This is a genomic window from Flavonifractor plautii ATCC 29863, from assembly GCF_000239295.1.
GTDB lineage: Bacteria > Bacillota > Clostridia > Oscillospirales > Oscillospiraceae > Flavonifractor > Flavonifractor plautii.
The window spans coordinates 1-16424 of record NZ_JH417848.1 but is presented as its reverse complement, the minus strand read 5'-3'; the positions used below and the strand labels follow the sequence as shown (position 1 = coordinate 16424).

Here is a 16424-nt window from a genome sequence, read left to right as displayed (position 1 = left end):
GGGGGGATTCGGTGTATTCCAATGATTTGTTTGGCACACGGCTAAAATGCCTAAGAAAAGATAGGGGAGAAACTCAAAAAGACTTGGCCGATTTTCTCGGTATCAAACAAAATCAAATTGGTGAAATGGAAAATGGCCGCAAGGCATCTACCTTTGCCAAGCTTGCCCTTTTGTGTGAGCACTACAACATCAGCGCCGACTATCTCCTGGGCCTTACGGACGAGCCCCGGCCTCTGCGGCAAGACGATGGGGCGGGGCGATGAGGGCATCGCCCCCTACAGGAACGCTGGGCGGCCCCGCCCCGCCGGGTGCCCGCCCGCTGCTGCCGTTTATCCAGGAATGAACAGAGAAAGTGGAGGAGAACATATGAAGATCATCGTAGACGCCATGGGCGGCGACAACGCGCCCGTCTCCAACGTGCGGGGCGCCCTCGCTGCGGTGCGGGAGCTGGGCGTGGAAGTCATTCTGGTGGGCCGGGGGGAGGACATCCTCAAGGTGCTCAAGGAGGACGGCATCGGCGAACTGCCCCCGGGGCTGGAGATTGTCCACGCCTCCGAGGTGGTGGAGATGTGCGACAACCCGGCCACCGCCTTTAAGGAGAAGAAGGACTCCTCCCTGACCGTGGGCCTGAACCTGCTGAAGAACGGGGACGGGGCGGCCTTTGTCTCCGCGGGCAGCACGGGGGCGCTGTTGTCGGCGGCCACGCTGATGGTCAAGCGCATCCGGGGCATCCGCCGGGCGGCCATGGCCCCGGTGGTGCCTACCGGCGGCGGCGGCGCGGTGCTCATCGACTGCGGCGCCACGGCGGAGGGTACGCCGGAGTATCTGCTCCAGTTCGCCTTTATGGGCTCCTATTACGCCGAGCGGGTGCTCAAGCGCCCCGAGCCCAAGGTGGGCCTGCTCAACATTGGCGCCGAGCCCTCCAAGGGCACCGACCTCCAGCGGGAGGCCTACGCCCTGCTCACCGAGGCGGGCAAGGCCGGGCGCATCCACTTCGTGGGCAACGTGGAGGCCCGGGAGGCGGTGTACGGCGAGGTGGACGTGATCGTGTCCGACGGCTACTCCGGCAACATCTTCCTCAAGACCATGGAGGGCACCGGCGGCTTCATGGCAAAGCAGCTCAAGGCCATGTTCAAGAAGAACCTGCTCACCAAGCTGGCGGCGGTGCTGGTTTCCGGCGGCCTGCGGGATTTCAAGAAGATGATGGACTCCGGCGAGGTGGGCGGCACCCCCCTCATCGGCATCTCCAAGCCCGTCATCAAGGCCCACGGCTCCTCCGACGCCTTCGCCATCAAGAACGCCATCCGCCAGGCCCAGAGCTTCGCGGCCTCCGGCATTATTGAGGACATCACCGAAAATATCGACCACATGCGCCTGCGCAGTGAGTAAATGGGAAAATTTTGACTTTCCTATTGACAGGCGGGAGAAACTTGCCTATTATCATAGTGCAATGACACCGTCGGGAACGACGGAAGCGACAGGAGTAGATGAACATGATTTTCGAGAAGCTCGCCGCCCTGCTGTCCGAACAGTTCGGCGTGGACGTGGACAGCATTACCATGGACACCTCGTTTGAGGATCTGGGGGCCGACTCCCTGGACATCGTGGAGATGACCATGGCCGTGGAAGAGGAGTTTGGCCTGGAGGACATGGACGAGGAGGATCTGTCCGGTATCTCCACCGTGGCGGATCTGGTCCGCTACCTCAAGTCCAAGCTGGAGGACTGAAGAAACCAAAGAGACAGGAGCCCCGCCTCCCGGCGGGGCTCCGGCTTTGAAAGGGAGGATCGGCCATGGAGGCATTGGAAGAAAAGCTGGGTTACCGGTTTACCAACCGGGCCTTTCTGGAAAACGCCCTCACCCACAGCTCCTACGCCAACGAGAACAAGGCCAAGGGACTGCAGAGCAATGAGCGGCTGGAATTTCTGGGGGACTCTGTGCTTGGTATGGTCGTGGCCGACTACCTGTTCCGCACCCACCCCGACCTGCCGGAAGGGGATCTGACCCGCACCCGGGCGGCCCTGGTGTGTGAGGGCAGCCTGGTGGAAGTGGCCCAGTGCCTGGAGCTGGGCGCCTACCTGAAGCTGGGCAAGGGGGAGGAGGCCGGCGGCGGCCGGGAGCGGCCCTCCATCATTGCCGACGCGGTGGAGGCGGTGCTGGCCGCCGTGTACCTGGACGGCGGCATCGGCTCGGCCCGGAAGCTCATCCAGAAGTTCATCCTGGACCGGGAGGCGGAGAAGAGCGCCAGCCGCGATTACAAGACCGCCCTTCAGGAGCTGGTGCAGCGGGAGAGCGGCCAGGTGCTGGGCTACCAGCTCATCGGCGCCGAGGGCCCTGATCACGCCAAGATCTTCTCGGTGGAGGTGGATCTCAACGGCATTCCCATCGGCCAGGGCCGCGGCCGCAGTAAAAAAGAGGCGGAGCAGAACGCGGCCAAGGCTGCGATAGAGAAGTTAAAGGCTGGGGAATAACCGGCCGCTCCGCCTCTTTTGCGAGCGGAAGCGAGCCGCCGCGTCAGCGGCGTCAAGCATTTTGTGGAGCAAAATCTTGATGCCGGGCGGATTCACTCCGCCCGGACAGATGGAGAGAAACGGGGGCCCCGAACCGCCCGTGGCGGTTTGGGCGGCGGAGCAGAATGCGGCTAAGGCTGCGATAGAGAAGCTGAGGGCGGGGGAATAACCGGCCCGCGGGCGACCACAAGGGTCGCCCCTACGTGCAGGGGCTGTCCGGCTCCTTTGTAGGGGCGGCCTTTATGGCCGCCCGTCCTGTCAGGCCTTCACAGGGCCTGGGGCGGTGCAAAACCTAGTGTACGGCGGGCGGATGTAGGTATCCGTCCCTGCGAAATGGTTTGCCCGCTGTATACCACCAAACCAGACGCGGAGCGCTCAGGCGCTCCGCGTTTTTATGGAAAAGGGTTTGCAAAGGACGCCGTTCCTTGGTATAATAATTTATTCAGAATGATAACATGGCGAGGTGCAGACCTTGTATTTAAAAGCGCTGGAAATCCAGGGGTTCAAATCCTTTCCGGACAAGACGGTACTCTCCTTCGGGGAGGACATGACCGCCATTGTGGGTCCCAACGGAAGCGGGAAATCGAATATCTCCGACGCCATCCGCTGGGTCATGGGGGAGCAGTCCTCCAAGGCCCTGCGGGGCGGCAAGATGGAGGACGTAATCTTCGGCGGCACGGCGGTGCGCAGACAGCAGGGCTTCGCGGAGGTCTCCCTGGTGCTGGACAACACCGACCACATCTTCCCGATGGAGGAGAGCGAGGTGATGGTCACCCGGCGGTACTACCGCTCCGGCGAGAGCGAGTACTACATCAACCGCCGCTCCGTCCGCCTGAAGGACGTGAACGAGCTGTTCATGGACACCGGCCTGGGCCGCGAGGGCTACTCCATCATCGGGCAGGGCCGCATTGACGAGATTTTGTCCGTCAAGAGCGCCGACCGCCGGGAGGTCTTTGAGGAGGCCGCCGGTATCTCCCGCTTCCGCCACCGGAAGGAGGAGGCCGAGCGCAAGCTGGAGCGCACCCAGGAGAACCTGGTGCGCATCACCGACAAGATCGACGAGCTGGAGCTCCAGGTGGAGCCCCTCCGCGCCCAGAGCGAGAAGGCCCGGAAGTTCCTGGTGCTGCGGGACGAGCTGCGGGGGCTAGAGATCTCCCTGTGGCTGGAGCAGTTGGAGAACATACGGGCGGGGGCCATCAAGACCCTGTCTGACTACGAGAACGCCGTCCGCCAGAAGGAGGAGGCCCAGGGGGCGGTGGAGGCCCTCTACGCCGCCGCCGAGGAGCACGCCGCCCAGATGCGGGACAAGGACGTGGAGGCCGAGGGCGTCCGCTTCCAGATGATGCAGCGGGAGGCCGACGCCAACGGACTGGAAAACGCCGTGGCGGTACTCCGGGCCAACATCCAGAACAACCTGGAGAACCGGGACCGCATCCAGCGGGAGCTGGAGCAGCAGGAGGGCCGGGCCGACTCCATCGGCGCCCAGATTGCCGAGCGGAAGGAGCGTCTGGAGGCGCTGGTGGGCGAGCTGGACGCCCTGGCGGCGGAGCTGTCCGCGAAACAGGGGGAGGCCGAGGAGGCCGTCCGCTCCGCAGGCACCCTGGCCGGAGAGCTGGAGGAGCTGCGCCGGAAGGAGGCGGTGGAAAACGCCTCCGCCTCCGAGGCCAGGGCTCTGCTCTCCGCCCTGGCCGCCGCGGCCCAGGAGCTGCTGGACCGGGATGAGGCGGTGCATCAGGAGCTGTCCGCCGGTGAGGAGCGGGTGCGCCAGCTTCAGGAGGGCCGGGACGCGGCCCAAAAGGAGCTGGCCCAGGCCCGGGAGGACCGGGATTCCCTCCAGAATGTGCTCAACGGCTATGGCCTGCGGCTGGAGTCCCGCCGGAAAAAGGCCAAGGAGGCCGAGGAGCGCCATGTCAAGCTCCAGATGGAGGAGAACGCCCTCCAATCCCGCATCCACATGCTCTCCGAGATGGAGAAGCTCTACGAGGGCTACTCCAAGGCGGTAAAGCTGGTGATGGGGGAGGCCCGGCGGGGCCAGCTCAAGGGGGTCCACGGCCCGGTGGCCGGGCTGCTCCACGTGCCCGACCACTGCACCGTGGCCATTGAGACCGCCCTGGGCGGCGCCATGCAGCACATTGTGGTGGAGCGGGAGGAGGACGGCAAGGCCGCCATCCAGTACCTCAAGCGCCGGGACGGCGGTCGGAGCACTTTCCTGCCCCTGACCACCATCCGCCCCTCCGACTTCCGGGAGCAGGGCGTGCGGGGGGAGGCGGGCTTCGTGGGCCTGGGGGACGAGCTGGTGCAGTTCGACCCCCGCTACCAGAGGATCTTTTCCAATCTGCTGGGGCGCACCGTGGTGGCCGAGGATATGGACGCGGCCATCGCCATGGCCCGCAAATACGGCCACCGCTTCAAAATCGTCACCCTGGACGGCCAGGTGCTCAACCCCGGCGGCTCCATGACCGGCGGCTCGGTGTCCCGCAGCGCGGGCATCCTCAGCCGGGCCAACGAGCTGGAGCGGCTGAACCGGCAGCGCGCCGGTGTGGAGGAGCAGCGCGCCGCCGCCGCCCAGGCCATGGAGGAGGCCAGACGGGAGGCCACCGCCGCCGCCTACGAGGTGGAGACCGCCCAGGCCCAGCAGCGCCAGCACGAGGACGCCATCCTCAAGCTGGAGGAGCGGCTGGCCCATTTCGACGCCCAGCTCGCCGACGCCTCCCGCCGCCGGGACGAGCAGCGCCGGGAGCTGGAGCAGATTCAGGCCCGCTCCGCCCAGACCGAGGCGGATACCGCCGCCGCCCGGGCGCGCATTGAGGCCCTGGAGGGCTCCGCCGCCGCCCTGCGGGCCGAGGCCGAGGGCAAGGCCCAGGGCCAGAGCGAGCTCCAGGCGCGCACCGCCGGTATCCGGGAGGCCATCGCGGAGCTGAACATGCGCCGGGCCGGCCTGGAGGCGGAGCAGCAGGCCGCCGGACAGAGCCTCACCGAGCTGGAGGCCCTGCGGCGGGATCTCACCGGCGACCGGGCCGAGCGGGAGCAGATGCTCACCGCGTTTGAGGAGAAGAACGCCGCCCTGGAGGAGGAGATTCTGGAGAAGGAACGGCGGCTCCAGGCCATCCGCCAGGAGAACCGGGAGCGGCAGGAGGCCGTCGCCCGCATCAATGAGGAGAAGCTGTCCCTGGAGGCCCGGCGCAACCAGGCCGACAAGCAGGCGCGGGAAAAAAACAGCGAACTGTTAAACTTAGAGCGGGAGGTCTCCGTCTTAGAACAGAGGAAGGCCGCCGCCGCCCTGGAGGAGAAAACCCTGCTGGACAAGCTGTGGGAGACCTATGAGCTGTCCCATGAGGCCGCCCGCGCCCAGCGGGTGGAGCTGGAGAGCGTCCCCAAGGCCCAGCGCCGGGTGGGCGAGCTGAAAAAGGCGATCTCCGGCTTGGGCAATATCAACCTGGATGCCATTGAGGAGTTCCAGCGGGTCAACGAGCGGTACACCTACCTGACCGACCAGCGGGACGACGTGCTCAAGTCCAAGAAGGAGCTGGAGGGCATCATCGCCGACATCACCGAGGAGATGAAAACCATCTTCGCCCGGCAGTTTTCCGTCATCAACGAGGCGTTCCAGCAGACCTTTACCGAGCTGTTCGGCGGCGGCAAGGCCACCCTGGAGCTGGAGGAGCCGGAGGACATCCTCAACTGCGGCATTGAAATCCGGGTGCAGCCCCCCGGAAAGGCCCTCAAGGTGCTCTCCCTCCTCTCCGGCGGCGAGAAGGCCTTCGTGGCCATCGCCCTTTACTTCGCCATTCTGAAGGTGCGGCCCACCCCTTTCTGCGTCATGGACGAGATCGAGGCCGCCCTGGACGACGCCAACGTGGTGCGCTTCGCCCGCTACATGCGCCAGATGGCGGACAAGACCCAGTTCATCGTCATCACCCACCGCCGCGGCACTATGGAGGAGGCCGACGTGCTCTACGGCGTCACCATGCAGGAGCAGGGCGTGAGCCGGATACTGACCATCAACCTGAACGATGTGGAGAAGGAATTGCACATCAAATGACGCCGGACGCGGCGGACGGCAACACCCAGCAGGGGCAGGCCGCACCTGTGCCGCAGGGTATGAGCAGACCCCGGCGAAGCCCAGTGAAACGGGTTCGCCGGGGAGAGGAGACGCAAGGGAGCGGGCGAGGAATTTCCGCCTGCGGGAGTTCCGAGCGAAGCGGACTTTGCGTCGACGAAGGAGCAGGGCGTGAGCCGGATGCTGACCATCAACCTGAACGACGTGGAGAAGGAATTGCACATCAAATGACAGAGCTTCCAAAGCGGGTGCATCCGCGCCTGCGCGGGTATGATTACAGCCGGAGCGGCGGGTATTTCCTCACACTCTGCACCCAGGGCCGGGCCCCCATCCTGAGCGAGATTGTAGGGCGCGGCATCCCTGACGCGCCGCTGGTACGGTTGTCGGAGACCGGCCGGTGCGTTCAGGACGCGATGGACTATCTGGCCGGACATGACGCCCAAATTCAGATTGCGGCGTCGGTCATCATGCCAAATCATGTTCACATTTTGCTGTGCGTCTGCGGGGAGGGAAACGGCGCGTCAGGGATGCCGCGCCCTACTGGGATGCGCGTGCCGGGTTTTGTCTCCTCTCTCAAGCGCTACACCAACCGCGTGTGCGGCCGTCCGCTCTGGCAGGCATCCTATCACGACCACATCATCCGGGATGAGAACGACCTTCTCAACCACTGGAGCTATATCGAGCATAACCCCGCCCGCTGGGCGGAGGATGAATACCATGTCTGAACGACGAAAGGAACCGACACCACATGGGCTTTTTTGAAAAGATCAAGGCGGGGCTGACCCGCACCAAGGAGAACATCGGACACTCCTTCGACCAGCTCTTCGCCGGAGAGCTGAACGACGACTTTTACGACGAGCTGGAGGAGACGCTGATTCTGGGCGACATGGGGGTGGAGACCACCATGAAAGCCGTGGAGGAGCTGCGCCGCCGGGTGAAGGCGGAGAAGATCAAGGATATGGAGGGGGCGCGGGCGTGTCTGCGCCGGGTGCTCACCGACATGCTCCAGGTGGGGGAGCCGGAGCTGAGGCTGGACACCGCCCCGTCGGTGGCCCTGTTTATCGGCGTCAACGGCGTGGGCAAGACCACCACCATCGGCAAGCTGGCCGCCCGGATGAAGGGGGAGGGCCGCCGGGTGCTGATGGCCGCCGCCGATACCTTCCGGGCCGCCGCCGCCGACCAGCTCGAGATCTGGAGCGAGCGCAGCGGCGTGGAGCTCGTCCGCCAGTACGAGGGGGCCGATCCCGCGGCGGTGGTCTTTGACGCCCTGTCCGCCGCCAAGGCCCGCAGCGCAGACGTGGTGCTCATCGACACCGCCGGGCGGCTGCACAACAAGCAGAACCTGATGAACGAGCTGAATAAGATCAGCCGCGTCGTGGACCGGGAGCTGCCCGGCTGCGACCGGGAGACCCTGCTGGTGCTGGACGCCACCACCGGACAGAACGGCCTGATCCAGGCCAAGCAGTTCAAGGAGGCCGCGGGCATCACCGGCATCGTCCTGACCAAGCTGGACGGCTCGGCCAAGGGCGGCATTGTCATTGCCATCGCCCAGGAGCTCCAGGTGCCGGTGAAATTCATCGGCGTGGGGGAGGGCATCGACGACCTGATGCCTTTTGAGGCGGAGAAATTTGTCGAAGCCCTTGTTTAAAAAGCAGTATGGGCCGGTGCCCTCATCGGCCCGCATATTGGAGATTGGAGGCCGTAACATGGCGAGAATCGACGGACGGGCGGCGGATCAGCTCCGGCCCGTGGAGATCATCCCCAACATCAATCAATTTGCGGAGGGCTCCTGCCTGATCCGCTGCGGCAGCACCCATGTGCTCTGCTGCGCCAGCGTGGAGGAGGGCGCGCCCCGCCACGTCCCCGAGGGGGAGGGCTGGGTCACCGCCGAGTATTCCATGCTGCCCCGGGCCAACCGGGAGCGATCCCGGCGGGATATCGCCAAGCTGAAGCTGTCCCCCCGCTCCGCGGAGATCCAGCGGCTCATCGGCCGCGCCCTGCGGGCCTGCGTGGACATGAAAAAGCTGGGAGAGCGCACCATTACGATCGACTGCGACGTACTCCAGGGGGACGGCGGCACCCGCACCGCCTCCGTCACCGGCGGGTTTGTGGCGTTGAGCCTGGCCCTGCACAAGCTGGTGATGGACGGTGTCCTGCCAGAGATGCCGCTGACCAACTGTGTGGCGGCGGTGTCCGCCGGCATCGTGGGGGACGAGCCCATGCTGGACCTGTGCTATGAGGAGGACTCCCACGCCCAGGTGGATCTCAACTGCGTCATGACCGGCGCGGGGGAGCTGGTGGAGCTCCAGGGCACCGGCGAGGGCCGGCCCTTCACCATCGTGGAGCAGCGGGCCCTGGTGGAGCTGTGCGCCAAGGGCATCCGGGAGCTCCAGAACATTCAGAGACAAGTGTTGGGGGGCTAAATGTATGAAACTGGTATTGGCCAGCAAGAATGCCCATAAGCTGGTGGAGATGAGGGACATCCTTTCCCAGTTGGGGGTGGAGGTGGTGCTGGAGTCCGAGGTGGGCGTCGATGTGGACGTGGAGGAGACCGGTGCCACCTTTGAGGAAAACGCCTTTTTGAAGGCCCGCGCGGTGATGGAGGCCTCCGGCCTGCCCGCCATCGCGGACGACTCCGGCCTGTGTGTGGACGCACTGAACGGCGCGCCCGGCGTGTACTCCGCCCGCTACGGCGGGCCGGGGCTGGACGACGTGGGCCGCTACCGGCTCCTGCTGGAGAACATGCGGGGGCAGCTGGACCGGCGGTGTCGCTTTGTCTCCGCCATCTGCTGCTGCTTTCCCAACGGGGACCGGGTGGAGGCCCGGGGGGAGTGTCCCGGCACCTTGGCCTACGCCCCCAAGGGGGAGGACGGCTTCGGCTATGATCCCATTTTCTTTGTCCCCGCCCTGAAAAAGACCTTTGCGGAGCTCTCTCCGGCGGAGAAGAACGCCATCTCCCACCGGGGGAATGCGCTCACGGCCTTTCGGGAGAAGCTGGAGCAGTATCTGAACAAGTAAAATGCCTTCCCGCAGGAGGGCAGATCAAAAGGAGACCGGTCTATGGAAGAACTGACAAGCAAGCAGCGGGCCCAGCTCAGGGGTCTGGCCAACAGCATTGACACCATCCTGCACGTGGGCAAGGACGGCATCGGGGACAACCTGGTGAAGCAGGCCGACGACGCCCTGGAGGCCCGGGAGCTCATCAAGGGCAAGGTTCTGGAGAACAGCCTGCTGAGCAGCCGGGAGGCGGCCGAGGCCCTGGCGGAGGCCACCCGGAGCCAGGTGGTACAGGTCATTGGAACCAAATTCGTTTTGTATCGTCCAACCCATAAGAAGGACAAAAAGGACAAGATCGTACTGGTGACGGACAAGAAGCGCAAGTAACGCAGAGGAGGGGAAGCCTATGAAGCTCGGCATCTACGGCGGCACCTTCAACCCGCCCCACCTGGGGCACCTGACCTCCGCCCGGCTGGCCCTGGACGCGCTGGGGCTGGACGAGCTGCAGTTTGTACCGGCGGCGCTGCCGCCCCACAAGCGCCTGCCCCCCGACGCCCCCGGGCCGGAGGCCCGGCTGGAGATGGTGGAGCTGGCCGCCGACGGCCTGCTCCTGCCCGGCCGGGTGAGCGTCAGCGATATGGAGCTCTCCCGGCCCGGCAAGAGCTATACCGCCGACACCCTGGAGCAGCTTCACGCCCAGAACCCCGGCGCGGAGCTGTGGCTGATGATGGGGACGGACATGTTCCTCACCCTCCAGAACTGGCGGGAGCCGGAGCGGATCACCGCCCTGGCGGGCATCTGCGCCTTTGCCCGCACCCAGGCCGACTGCGGGGAGCTGCTCACCATCCAGGCCGAGCATCTGCGCAAGACCTTCGAGGCGAAGGTGTGCGTGCTCCAACTGCCCCAGGTGGTGGACGTGTCCTCCACCCGGCTGCGGGAGCTGCTGGCCCAAGGCGGGGGACAGGAGTACCTGTCTCCGGCGGTGTACGGCTACATCCTGCGCCACGGGCTCTACGGGGCGGGGCGGGATCTGAAGCGCCTGCCCGACCGGGAGCTGCGGGCCTGCTCCTACTCCATGATCCGCGCCAAGCGCATCGCCCACGTGAAGGGCACGGAGGAGGAGGCGGTGCGGCTGGCCCGGCGCTGGGGCGCCGACGAGGAGCACGCCCGCCGGGCGGCGATCCTCCACGACTGCACCAAGTATTTGGAATTGGACGAGCAGTTGCAATTATGCGCGAAATATGGTATCGTACTGGACGAATTGGAGCAGCAGGCCGTCAAGCTCCTCCACTCCAAGACGGGCGCGTGTGTGGCCCGGCACGTGTACGGGGTGAGCGACGACATCTATGAGGCCATTTTCTGGCACACCACCGGAAAGGCCGGCATGACCCTGCTGGAGAAGCTCCTCTATGTCGCCGACTACATGGAGCCCACCCGGGACTTTCCGGGGGTGGAGCGCCTGCGGGCGCTGGCCTATGAGGATCTGGACGCGGCGGTGCTCCTGGGGTGCGAGATGAGCATACAGGAGATGGCGGAGCGGGGCCTGCCCGTGCACCCCAATACGGTAAAGGCCCGGGATTGGCTGCGGAGCAAGACGAAAGGAACTAGTGATTGATGAACCCGGAACAGAGAAAGAACCACCGGGGCGGCGCCCGGGTACAGAAGCCGGAGAGTCCCCGGCGGGAAAAAGAGACCAAGCGGGAGAAAAAGCCCGGCCGGCCGCGCACCAAAAAGCAGAAGATTCTGCTGGGGCTGTATATTGCCCTGACGGTGGTGGCGGCCATCATCGTGGCGGGGGCGATTGTGTTCGGCCTCATGAGCGCCCCGCCGGAGGTGGCCCTCCCCACTCCCACCCCCCGGCACACCACCATCATCAACGAGCAGGGTGAGGAGGTAGAGGTGGAGATCCCAGGCCTGTCCGCCGGCCGCAAGGAGCAGTTTTACACTTTCCTGGTGGCGGGCGTCAGCGGCGGCAACACCGATACGATGCTGTTGGCGGCCTACGATGTGCCCAACCAGAAGCTCAGCGTCATGAGCCTTCCCCGTGACACCTATGTCATCTACAACGGCCGCACCGTGATGATCAACTCGGTTTACAGCCGGGGCGGCGGCGAGGAAGGCGGCGTGGAGGCCCTGAAAAAGGCGGTGGGCTCCCTCACCGGCGTGACTCCCGACTTCTATGTATTGGTGGAGTGGGAGGCAGTGGGTGAGCTGGTCGATGCCATCGGCGGCGTATATTTTGACGTGCCGCGGCGCATGTATTACAATGATCTGTCCCAGCACTTCAAAATTGACCTCCAACCTGGCTATCAGCTTCTGGACGGCAACGGTGCCATGGGTGTGCTCCGCTGGCGGCACAACAGCGATGACAGCGGGCACATTCTCAACAGCGGCTACGCCATGGGCGATCTGGGCCGCATCGAGACCCAGCAGGCATTCCTTAAGGAGGTCGTCCGCAAGTGCCTCCAGCCCGATGTGCTGCTGAGCAACCTGATGGACTATATCAGCATCTTCCAGAAGAATGTGACCACCGATCTGAGCGTGGGCAATCTGGCCTACTTCGGCAAGTCGGCCATCGGCAAGCTGGACATGGACAGCGTGGAGTTTGTCACCCTGCCCAACCAGTCCGCTGGGGACGCCCACCTGCTGCCCGTGGGCAGCCAGATTGTGGAGATGGTCAATGAGGGCTTCAACCCCTATCAGTCGGACATCAGCCTGCGGGATCTGAATCTGGCCGGAAAGCGACCCGGCTCCAGCAGCACGGGCACGACGCCCAGGCCCCAGGCTACGCCTAAGCCGGAGACCACGCCCAGCGCAACCTCCGCTCCGGTCGAAAGCCCGCCGGGCACGCCGCCGGCCACGTCCACCCCGGGCGGAAGCCAGCCCCCAGCCATATCCACTCCGGGCGGGCAGACGCCGCCTCCGGTCCAGACCCCGGCGGCCACTCCGGCGCCCGCCGTCCCCTCCGCGGAGCCGACCCCGCCCCCGGCGGAGAACACCCCAGCCATGACGCCGCCCCCGGCCGCCACGCCGGACGGCGGCTACGGACCCGGCATGGTGCCGGTGGAATAAAGGAAGATAGAAACGGATGAATCCTGAGAACAAAAAGACAAGCCGGGGTGGAACGCGGGCTGGAAAGCCCCGCACGCCCCTCACACCGAGGCAGAAGGCCCTGCGCATTGCGTGCCTGGTTTTGGCCATTCTGGCGGCGGTTCTGGTGACGGTTTTCGCCGCCTACCGCCTCCTGGTGGTCAAGCCCTCGCTGCCGGAGCCAGGTGTGGAGCTGCCGGACGAGGACCAAAACTATGAGTTTGGCGACGGCCCCCGCCTCTCCGGCGACCGCAAGGAGGAGTTTTATACTTTCCTGCTGGTGGGCCGGGACACGGGCGGCGGCGGCAATACCGATACCCTTATGGTGATGGCCTACGACATCCCAAACCAGACCCTAAACGTCATGAGCATCCCCCGGGACACCATGGTGAACGTGCCGTGGGACATCAAGCGCATCAACTCGGTATACAACTACGCGCCCTACTACGATAAGGACGGCATCCAATTTCTCAAGGAGGAGGTCTCCTACCTCATCGGGTTTCAGCCGGACTACACCATCGTGGTGGAGTGGGAGGCGGTGGGCGAGCTGGTGGATGCCATCGGCGGCGTAGAGTTTGATGTGCCCATCGACATGAACTACGACGACCCCACCCAGAACCTGCACATCCACCTGAGCGCCGGGCTCCAGGACATCGACGGCGACAAGGCCATGCAGCTTCTGCGCTGGCGGAAGAACTCCGACGCTTATGGAAACGTATACGGCGGCTACCCCAACGGCGATCTGGGCCGCATCGAGACCCAGCAGGCCTTTTTGAAGGCGGTCATTGAGAAGTGCCTCAACAGCATCAGCCTCGGCACCATCCCCAAAATGGCCCAGATCTTCCTGGACAACGTGGATACCAACGGCAGCCTGACGGTGAACAACCTGGCCTGGTTTGCCAAGGAGGCCATCGTGGGCGGCCTGAGCATGGAGAACGTGCACTTTATGACCCTGCCCAACCGGGGGGCCAGCGTCTACAGCCGGACGTACCACAACTACCAGTCCTATGTTACTCCCATTCCGGACGAGATGCTGGAGCTGGTGAATACCTGCTTCAACCCCTATTTGGAGGACATCGAGCTGAACGAGCTGGATCTGATGCAGGTCAACGAGGACGGCAGCCTGTCCTCCACCCGCGGCCATGTGGAGGATACCAAGGCCACCAAGCCCCCCGCGAAGGGGAACTCCGGCAGCTCCAAGCCCACCGACAATCCCGCGCCGGAGGTGCCCGACACCCCGGAGCCGTCGGTCACTCCGACGGCCACACCGGAGGCCACGCCAACGGTGACGCCGGAGACCACGCCCTCCGTCCCGGTGGACAGCCAGCCCCCCGCCGTAGAGACTCCGGCTGTCACGCCTGCGCCGGAACCCACCCCGGCCGCAACCCCCGTACCCACGCCGGCTCCCACGCCCATCCCCGCCTCCACCCCGGCGCCCGACGTGCCCGTGGACGGCTTTGGTCCCGGCATGGAGCCCATTGAATAGAAGGAGAATGAGATGACTGCAAACGAGATTGCCCTGACCGCCGTGAAGGCGCTGGACAGCAAGAAGGGCCAGGACATCAAGTGCCTGGAGACCGGCCACCTGACCACCCTGGCGGACTATTTTGTGCTCTGCACCGCCACCTCCACCACCCAGATCAAGGCCCTGGCCGATGTCTGTGAGAAGACCCTCAAGGACGCCGGGGAACCCCCCCACCATGTGGAGGGCCACCGGGGCGGCACCTGGATCCTGCTGGATTTCTCCTCCGTTGTGGTGCACATCTTCAACGAGGAGGCCCGGGAGTTTTACGACCTGGAGCGCCTGTGGAGCGACGCCACGCCGGTGGATCTGTCCGGCGTGCTGACCGAAAACTAACGCAAAAAAGCCCGGCGGGACTCCCGCCGGGCTTTTTTTGCGCGGAGAGGGAACCAAACCGCCCGCCCATGCATCTATAGGGTGTCCGGACAAGGAAAGACGAGGTGAGCACATGGAACAGACCAGAGACGGCGCGGGCCGGGCGTCGGCGCGGGAGGAATTTGCTGCGGCGGTGACCGAGCACAGCCACGGCATGTTCCGGGCGGCCCGGAGCATCCTGGACAGCGACGCCGACGCGGAGGACGCGGTGGGCGAGGCTGTCCTGCGGGCCTGGCAGTCCTGGGACCGCCTGCGGGCCCGGGGAGCGGTCCGCGCCTGGCTGCTGAAGATTGCGGTCAACTGCGCCTATGAGCAGCGGCGGAGGGACAGCAGGGTGATCTATACCGACGAGCTGGAGCCGCTGGCCGGCGGCGCGGAAGACGCGCTCCCCGGCGGCCTGTGGGATGCGGTGCTCCATCTGCCGGAGGAGCAGCGGGCCGCCGTGACCCTCTACTACTACGAGGATTTGCCCGTGGCGGAGATCGCCCGGGTGCTGGGGGTGGCCCAGGGAACGGTGAAGTCCCGGCTGGGCCGGGCCCGCCAGCGGCTGAAGGAGCAACTACAGGAGGAGGAGAAAATATGAACCGGTTGGATGAACGGTTAAAAGAGCGGGCCCGGCGGGAGGACTGCCCAATTCCACAGGGCTTTGACGGGCGCATGGACGCCATTTTGGAGGGGCTGCCGGAGGGACGGAGAAAGCCCGGCCCCCGCCGTCTCCGCCGGTGGGCGGTAGCCGGGGTTCTGGCGGCGGCCCTGTGCGTGGGCGGCGTGGCGGCGGCCTCCGGCGCGCTGGAGCTGATCGCCCGGCCCGGCGGCTTCGGCGGTACGGCGGAGGGCTTCCAGCCCTATTCCGCCGAGGTGGGGGCGTCGGTCACCGACCAGGGCTACACCCTCACCCTGGACGGCATCGGTGTGGACGAGGCGTTTATTACCCTCTACGCCACCATCACCGGAGAAGAGCCGATCCCCAGGAATGACCGGGGTGAGCCGGAGCTGTGGTCCTTTTCCCTGAAGGCCGAGGGAAAGGAGCTGGAGTTCTGGGGCCGGGATCGGGAAACCGAGTGGGTGGACGACTATACATTAAAGGTGATGCAGCGTTGCCCGGTGGCCCGCGCGCTGCCCGATGTGGTGGAGCTCCAGGTCTACACCAATGAGCTGTTTTACGGCCTGTCCGGGGATTGGAGCCTGAACCTGCTGGTGGACAAGACCGCCCCGGACGGGGAGAGCCTGGTGGTGGAGCCCGGACAGCGAATCACCCTGGACGGCCGCTGGTGGACGGTGTCCAAGACAGTGGTGGCCCCCTCGGGAGGCGGACTGGTGCTCACCGGCGCGGGAGACTATCCGCCGGAGAACTTTTTTATTCGGGACGACCAGGGCAATTATCTGTACAAGAAGTACTATGGTAGGGTTTCCAGACCCCTTCTGCCCGTCTCGAATTTTGTCGCCTTCTATGGCGGGCGGCCGGACATGGAGTCCATCACCCTGGTGCCCTATGAGTGGGTCTCCCCCGGCGATGAACCAGGCGGAAATCACAAGATCTTTGGCGCTGTGGACGAACTGCCCCTTACCGACGATTCTGCGGAGACCGGTTATACTCTGATCTCTCTGGACATCGGGGCAGAGCAGGCGGTGGCCCGGTTCCAGACCGGGGAAGAGCTGCTCCAGTACGAGTACGGCGGTTTCGGCACGGAGGTTGGCCTCCTGGACGGAGGCGGAGAGGAGCTGGAGCTGGGGGACACCTATCTGGACCGCTCCTATGACTGGGAGACCGGGGTGTGGACGGTGACGCTCTCCTACCCGGACGCCGATCCGGCGGAGCTGGCCCGGGCGGAGCAGCTCTGGTTCTGGCAGCCAAACGATACCATCCGCGT

Annotated in this window: 16 protein-coding genes; all 16 read left to right on the top strand. The window is 65.2% G+C overall.

What is annotated here, in order from left to right; genetic code table 11:
- Positions 1 to 11 precede the first annotated feature (11 nt).
- Complete coding sequence (locus HMPREF0372_RS19485) at positions 12 to 263, top strand: helix-turn-helix domain-containing protein (protein ID WP_007495326.1); 252 nt, start codon at positions 12 to 14, stop codon at positions 261 to 263.
- Between the two features lie 103 nt (positions 264 to 366).
- Complete coding sequence (plsX, locus tag HMPREF0372_RS17240) at positions 367 to 1389, top strand: phosphate acyltransferase PlsX (protein WP_007495324.1); 1023 nt, start codon at positions 367 to 369, stop codon at positions 1387 to 1389.
- 104 nt (positions 1390 to 1493) lie between these two features.
- A complete protein-coding gene (locus tag HMPREF0372_RS17235) occupies positions 1494 to 1727 on the top strand; it encodes an acyl carrier protein (RefSeq protein WP_009259238.1) in 234 nt (77 codons plus the stop codon).
- 65 nt (positions 1728 to 1792) lie between these two features.
- Complete coding sequence (gene rnc, locus HMPREF0372_RS17230; protein ID WP_007495320.1) at positions 1793 to 2470, top strand: ribonuclease III; 678 nt, start codon at positions 1793 to 1795, stop codon at positions 2468 to 2470.
- A gap of 502 nt (positions 2471 to 2972) precedes the next feature.
- Complete coding sequence (gene smc, locus HMPREF0372_RS17225; protein WP_007495316.1) at positions 2973 to 6551, top strand: chromosome segregation protein SMC; 3579 nt, start codon at positions 2973 to 2975, stop codon at positions 6549 to 6551.
- A gap of 245 nt (positions 6552 to 6796) precedes the next feature.
- Complete coding sequence (locus tag HMPREF0372_RS17220) at positions 6797 to 7294, top strand: transposase (protein ID WP_007495314.1); 498 nt, start codon at positions 6797 to 6799, stop codon at positions 7292 to 7294.
- Positions 7295 to 7317: 23 nt separating this feature from the next.
- Positions 7318 to 8217: a signal recognition particle-docking protein FtsY gene (gene ftsY, locus HMPREF0372_RS17215; RefSeq protein WP_007495312.1), complete on the top strand. Its 900-nt coding sequence runs from the start codon at positions 7318 to 7320 to the stop codon at positions 8215 to 8217.
- Between the two features lie 58 nt (positions 8218 to 8275).
- A complete protein-coding gene (gene rph / locus HMPREF0372_RS17210; RefSeq protein ID WP_007495310.1) occupies positions 8276 to 8992 on the top strand; it encodes a ribonuclease PH in 717 nt (238 codons plus the stop codon).
- 4 nt (positions 8993 to 8996) lie between these two features.
- Positions 8997 to 9587 carry an RdgB/HAM1 family non-canonical purine NTP pyrophosphatase gene (gene rdgB / locus HMPREF0372_RS17205; protein ID WP_007495308.1) on the top strand — a complete coding sequence of 197 codons (591 nt, stop codon included), beginning with the start codon at positions 8997 to 8999 and terminating at the stop codon, positions 9585 to 9587.
- A 42-nt stretch (positions 9588 to 9629) separates the two neighbouring features.
- A complete protein-coding gene (gene yhbY / locus HMPREF0372_RS17200) occupies positions 9630 to 9953 on the top strand; it encodes a ribosome assembly RNA-binding protein YhbY (RefSeq protein ID WP_007495306.1) in 324 nt (107 codons plus the stop codon).
- 19 nt (positions 9954 to 9972) lie between these two features.
- The gene (gene nadD, locus HMPREF0372_RS17195; protein ID WP_007495304.1) at positions 9973 to 11181 is read left to right on the top strand and encodes a nicotinate (nicotinamide) nucleotide adenylyltransferase; all 1209 of its coding nucleotides are present in this window, start codon (positions 9973 to 9975) and stop codon (positions 11179 to 11181) included.
- Positions 11181 to 12638: an LCP family protein gene (locus HMPREF0372_RS17190; RefSeq protein WP_007495303.1), complete on the top strand. Its 1458-nt coding sequence runs from the start codon at positions 11181 to 11183 to the stop codon at positions 12636 to 12638. Before nadD ends, HMPREF0372_RS17190 begins: the two co-directional genes overlap by 1 nt.
- Before the next feature lie 16 nt (positions 12639 to 12654).
- Positions 12655 to 14142 (top strand): LCP family protein, encoded by a 1488-nt coding sequence (locus HMPREF0372_RS17185; protein WP_007495301.1) that lies wholly within the window; start codon positions 12655 to 12657, stop codon positions 14140 to 14142.
- Positions 14143 to 14154: 12 nt separating this feature from the next.
- Positions 14155 to 14514 carry a ribosome silencing factor gene (gene rsfS / locus HMPREF0372_RS17180; protein WP_007495299.1) on the top strand — a complete coding sequence of 120 codons (360 nt, stop codon included), beginning with the start codon at positions 14155 to 14157 and terminating at the stop codon, positions 14512 to 14514.
- A 112-nt stretch (positions 14515 to 14626) separates the two neighbouring features.
- Positions 14627 to 15136 (top strand): RNA polymerase sigma factor, encoded by a 510-nt coding sequence (locus HMPREF0372_RS17175; RefSeq protein ID WP_007495297.1) that lies wholly within the window; start codon positions 14627 to 14629, stop codon positions 15134 to 15136.
- Positions 15133 to 16424, top strand: a 1292-nt coding sequence (locus tag HMPREF0372_RS17170; RefSeq protein ID WP_007495295.1) for a DUF4179 domain-containing protein, incomplete at its 3' end; no start/stop codon positions are given. The genes HMPREF0372_RS17175 and HMPREF0372_RS17170, both read left to right, overlap by 4 nt.

Excerpts from the sequence above, each read along its gene's own strand:
- HMPREF0372_RS17190 (WP_007495303.1), top strand. The coding sequence starts at position 11,181 with ATGAACCCGGAACAGAGAAAGAACCACCGGGGCGGCGCCCGGGTACAG.
- HMPREF0372_RS17220 (WP_007495314.1), top strand. The coding sequence starts at position 6,797 with ATGACAGAGCTTCCAAAGCGGGTGCATCCGCGCCTGCGCGGGTATGAT.
- yhbY (WP_007495306.1), top strand. The coding sequence starts at position 9,630 with ATGGAAGAACTGACAAGCAAGCAGCGGGCCCAGCTCAGGGGTCTGGCC.
- HMPREF0372_RS17235 (WP_009259238.1), top strand. The coding sequence starts at position 1,494 with ATGATTTTCGAGAAGCTCGCCGCCCTGCTGTCCGAACAGTTCGGCGTG.
- rnc (WP_007495320.1), top strand. The coding sequence starts at position 1,793 with ATGGAGGCATTGGAAGAAAAGCTGGGTTACCGGTTTACCAACCGGGCC.
- plsX (WP_007495324.1), top strand. The coding sequence starts at position 367 with ATGAAGATCATCGTAGACGCCATGGGCGGCGACAACGCGCCCGTCTCC.
- HMPREF0372_RS17185 (WP_007495301.1), top strand. The coding sequence starts at position 12,655 with ATGAATCCTGAGAACAAAAAGACAAGCCGGGGTGGAACGCGGGCTGGA.
- rsfS (WP_007495299.1), top strand. The coding sequence starts at position 14,155 with ATGACTGCAAACGAGATTGCCCTGACCGCCGTGAAGGCGCTGGACAGC.
- HMPREF0372_RS17175 (WP_007495297.1), top strand. The coding sequence starts at position 14,627 with ATGGAACAGACCAGAGACGGCGCGGGCCGGGCGTCGGCGCGGGAGGAA.
- ftsY (WP_007495312.1), top strand. The coding sequence starts at position 7,318 with ATGGGCTTTTTTGAAAAGATCAAGGCGGGGCTGACCCGCACCAAGGAG.
- rdgB (WP_007495308.1), top strand. The coding sequence starts at position 8,997 with ATGAAACTGGTATTGGCCAGCAAGAATGCCCATAAGCTGGTGGAGATG.
- nadD (WP_007495304.1), top strand. The coding sequence starts at position 9,973 with ATGAAGCTCGGCATCTACGGCGGCACCTTCAACCCGCCCCACCTGGGG.
- rph (WP_007495310.1), top strand. The coding sequence starts at position 8,276 with ATGGCGAGAATCGACGGACGGGCGGCGGATCAGCTCCGGCCCGTGGAG.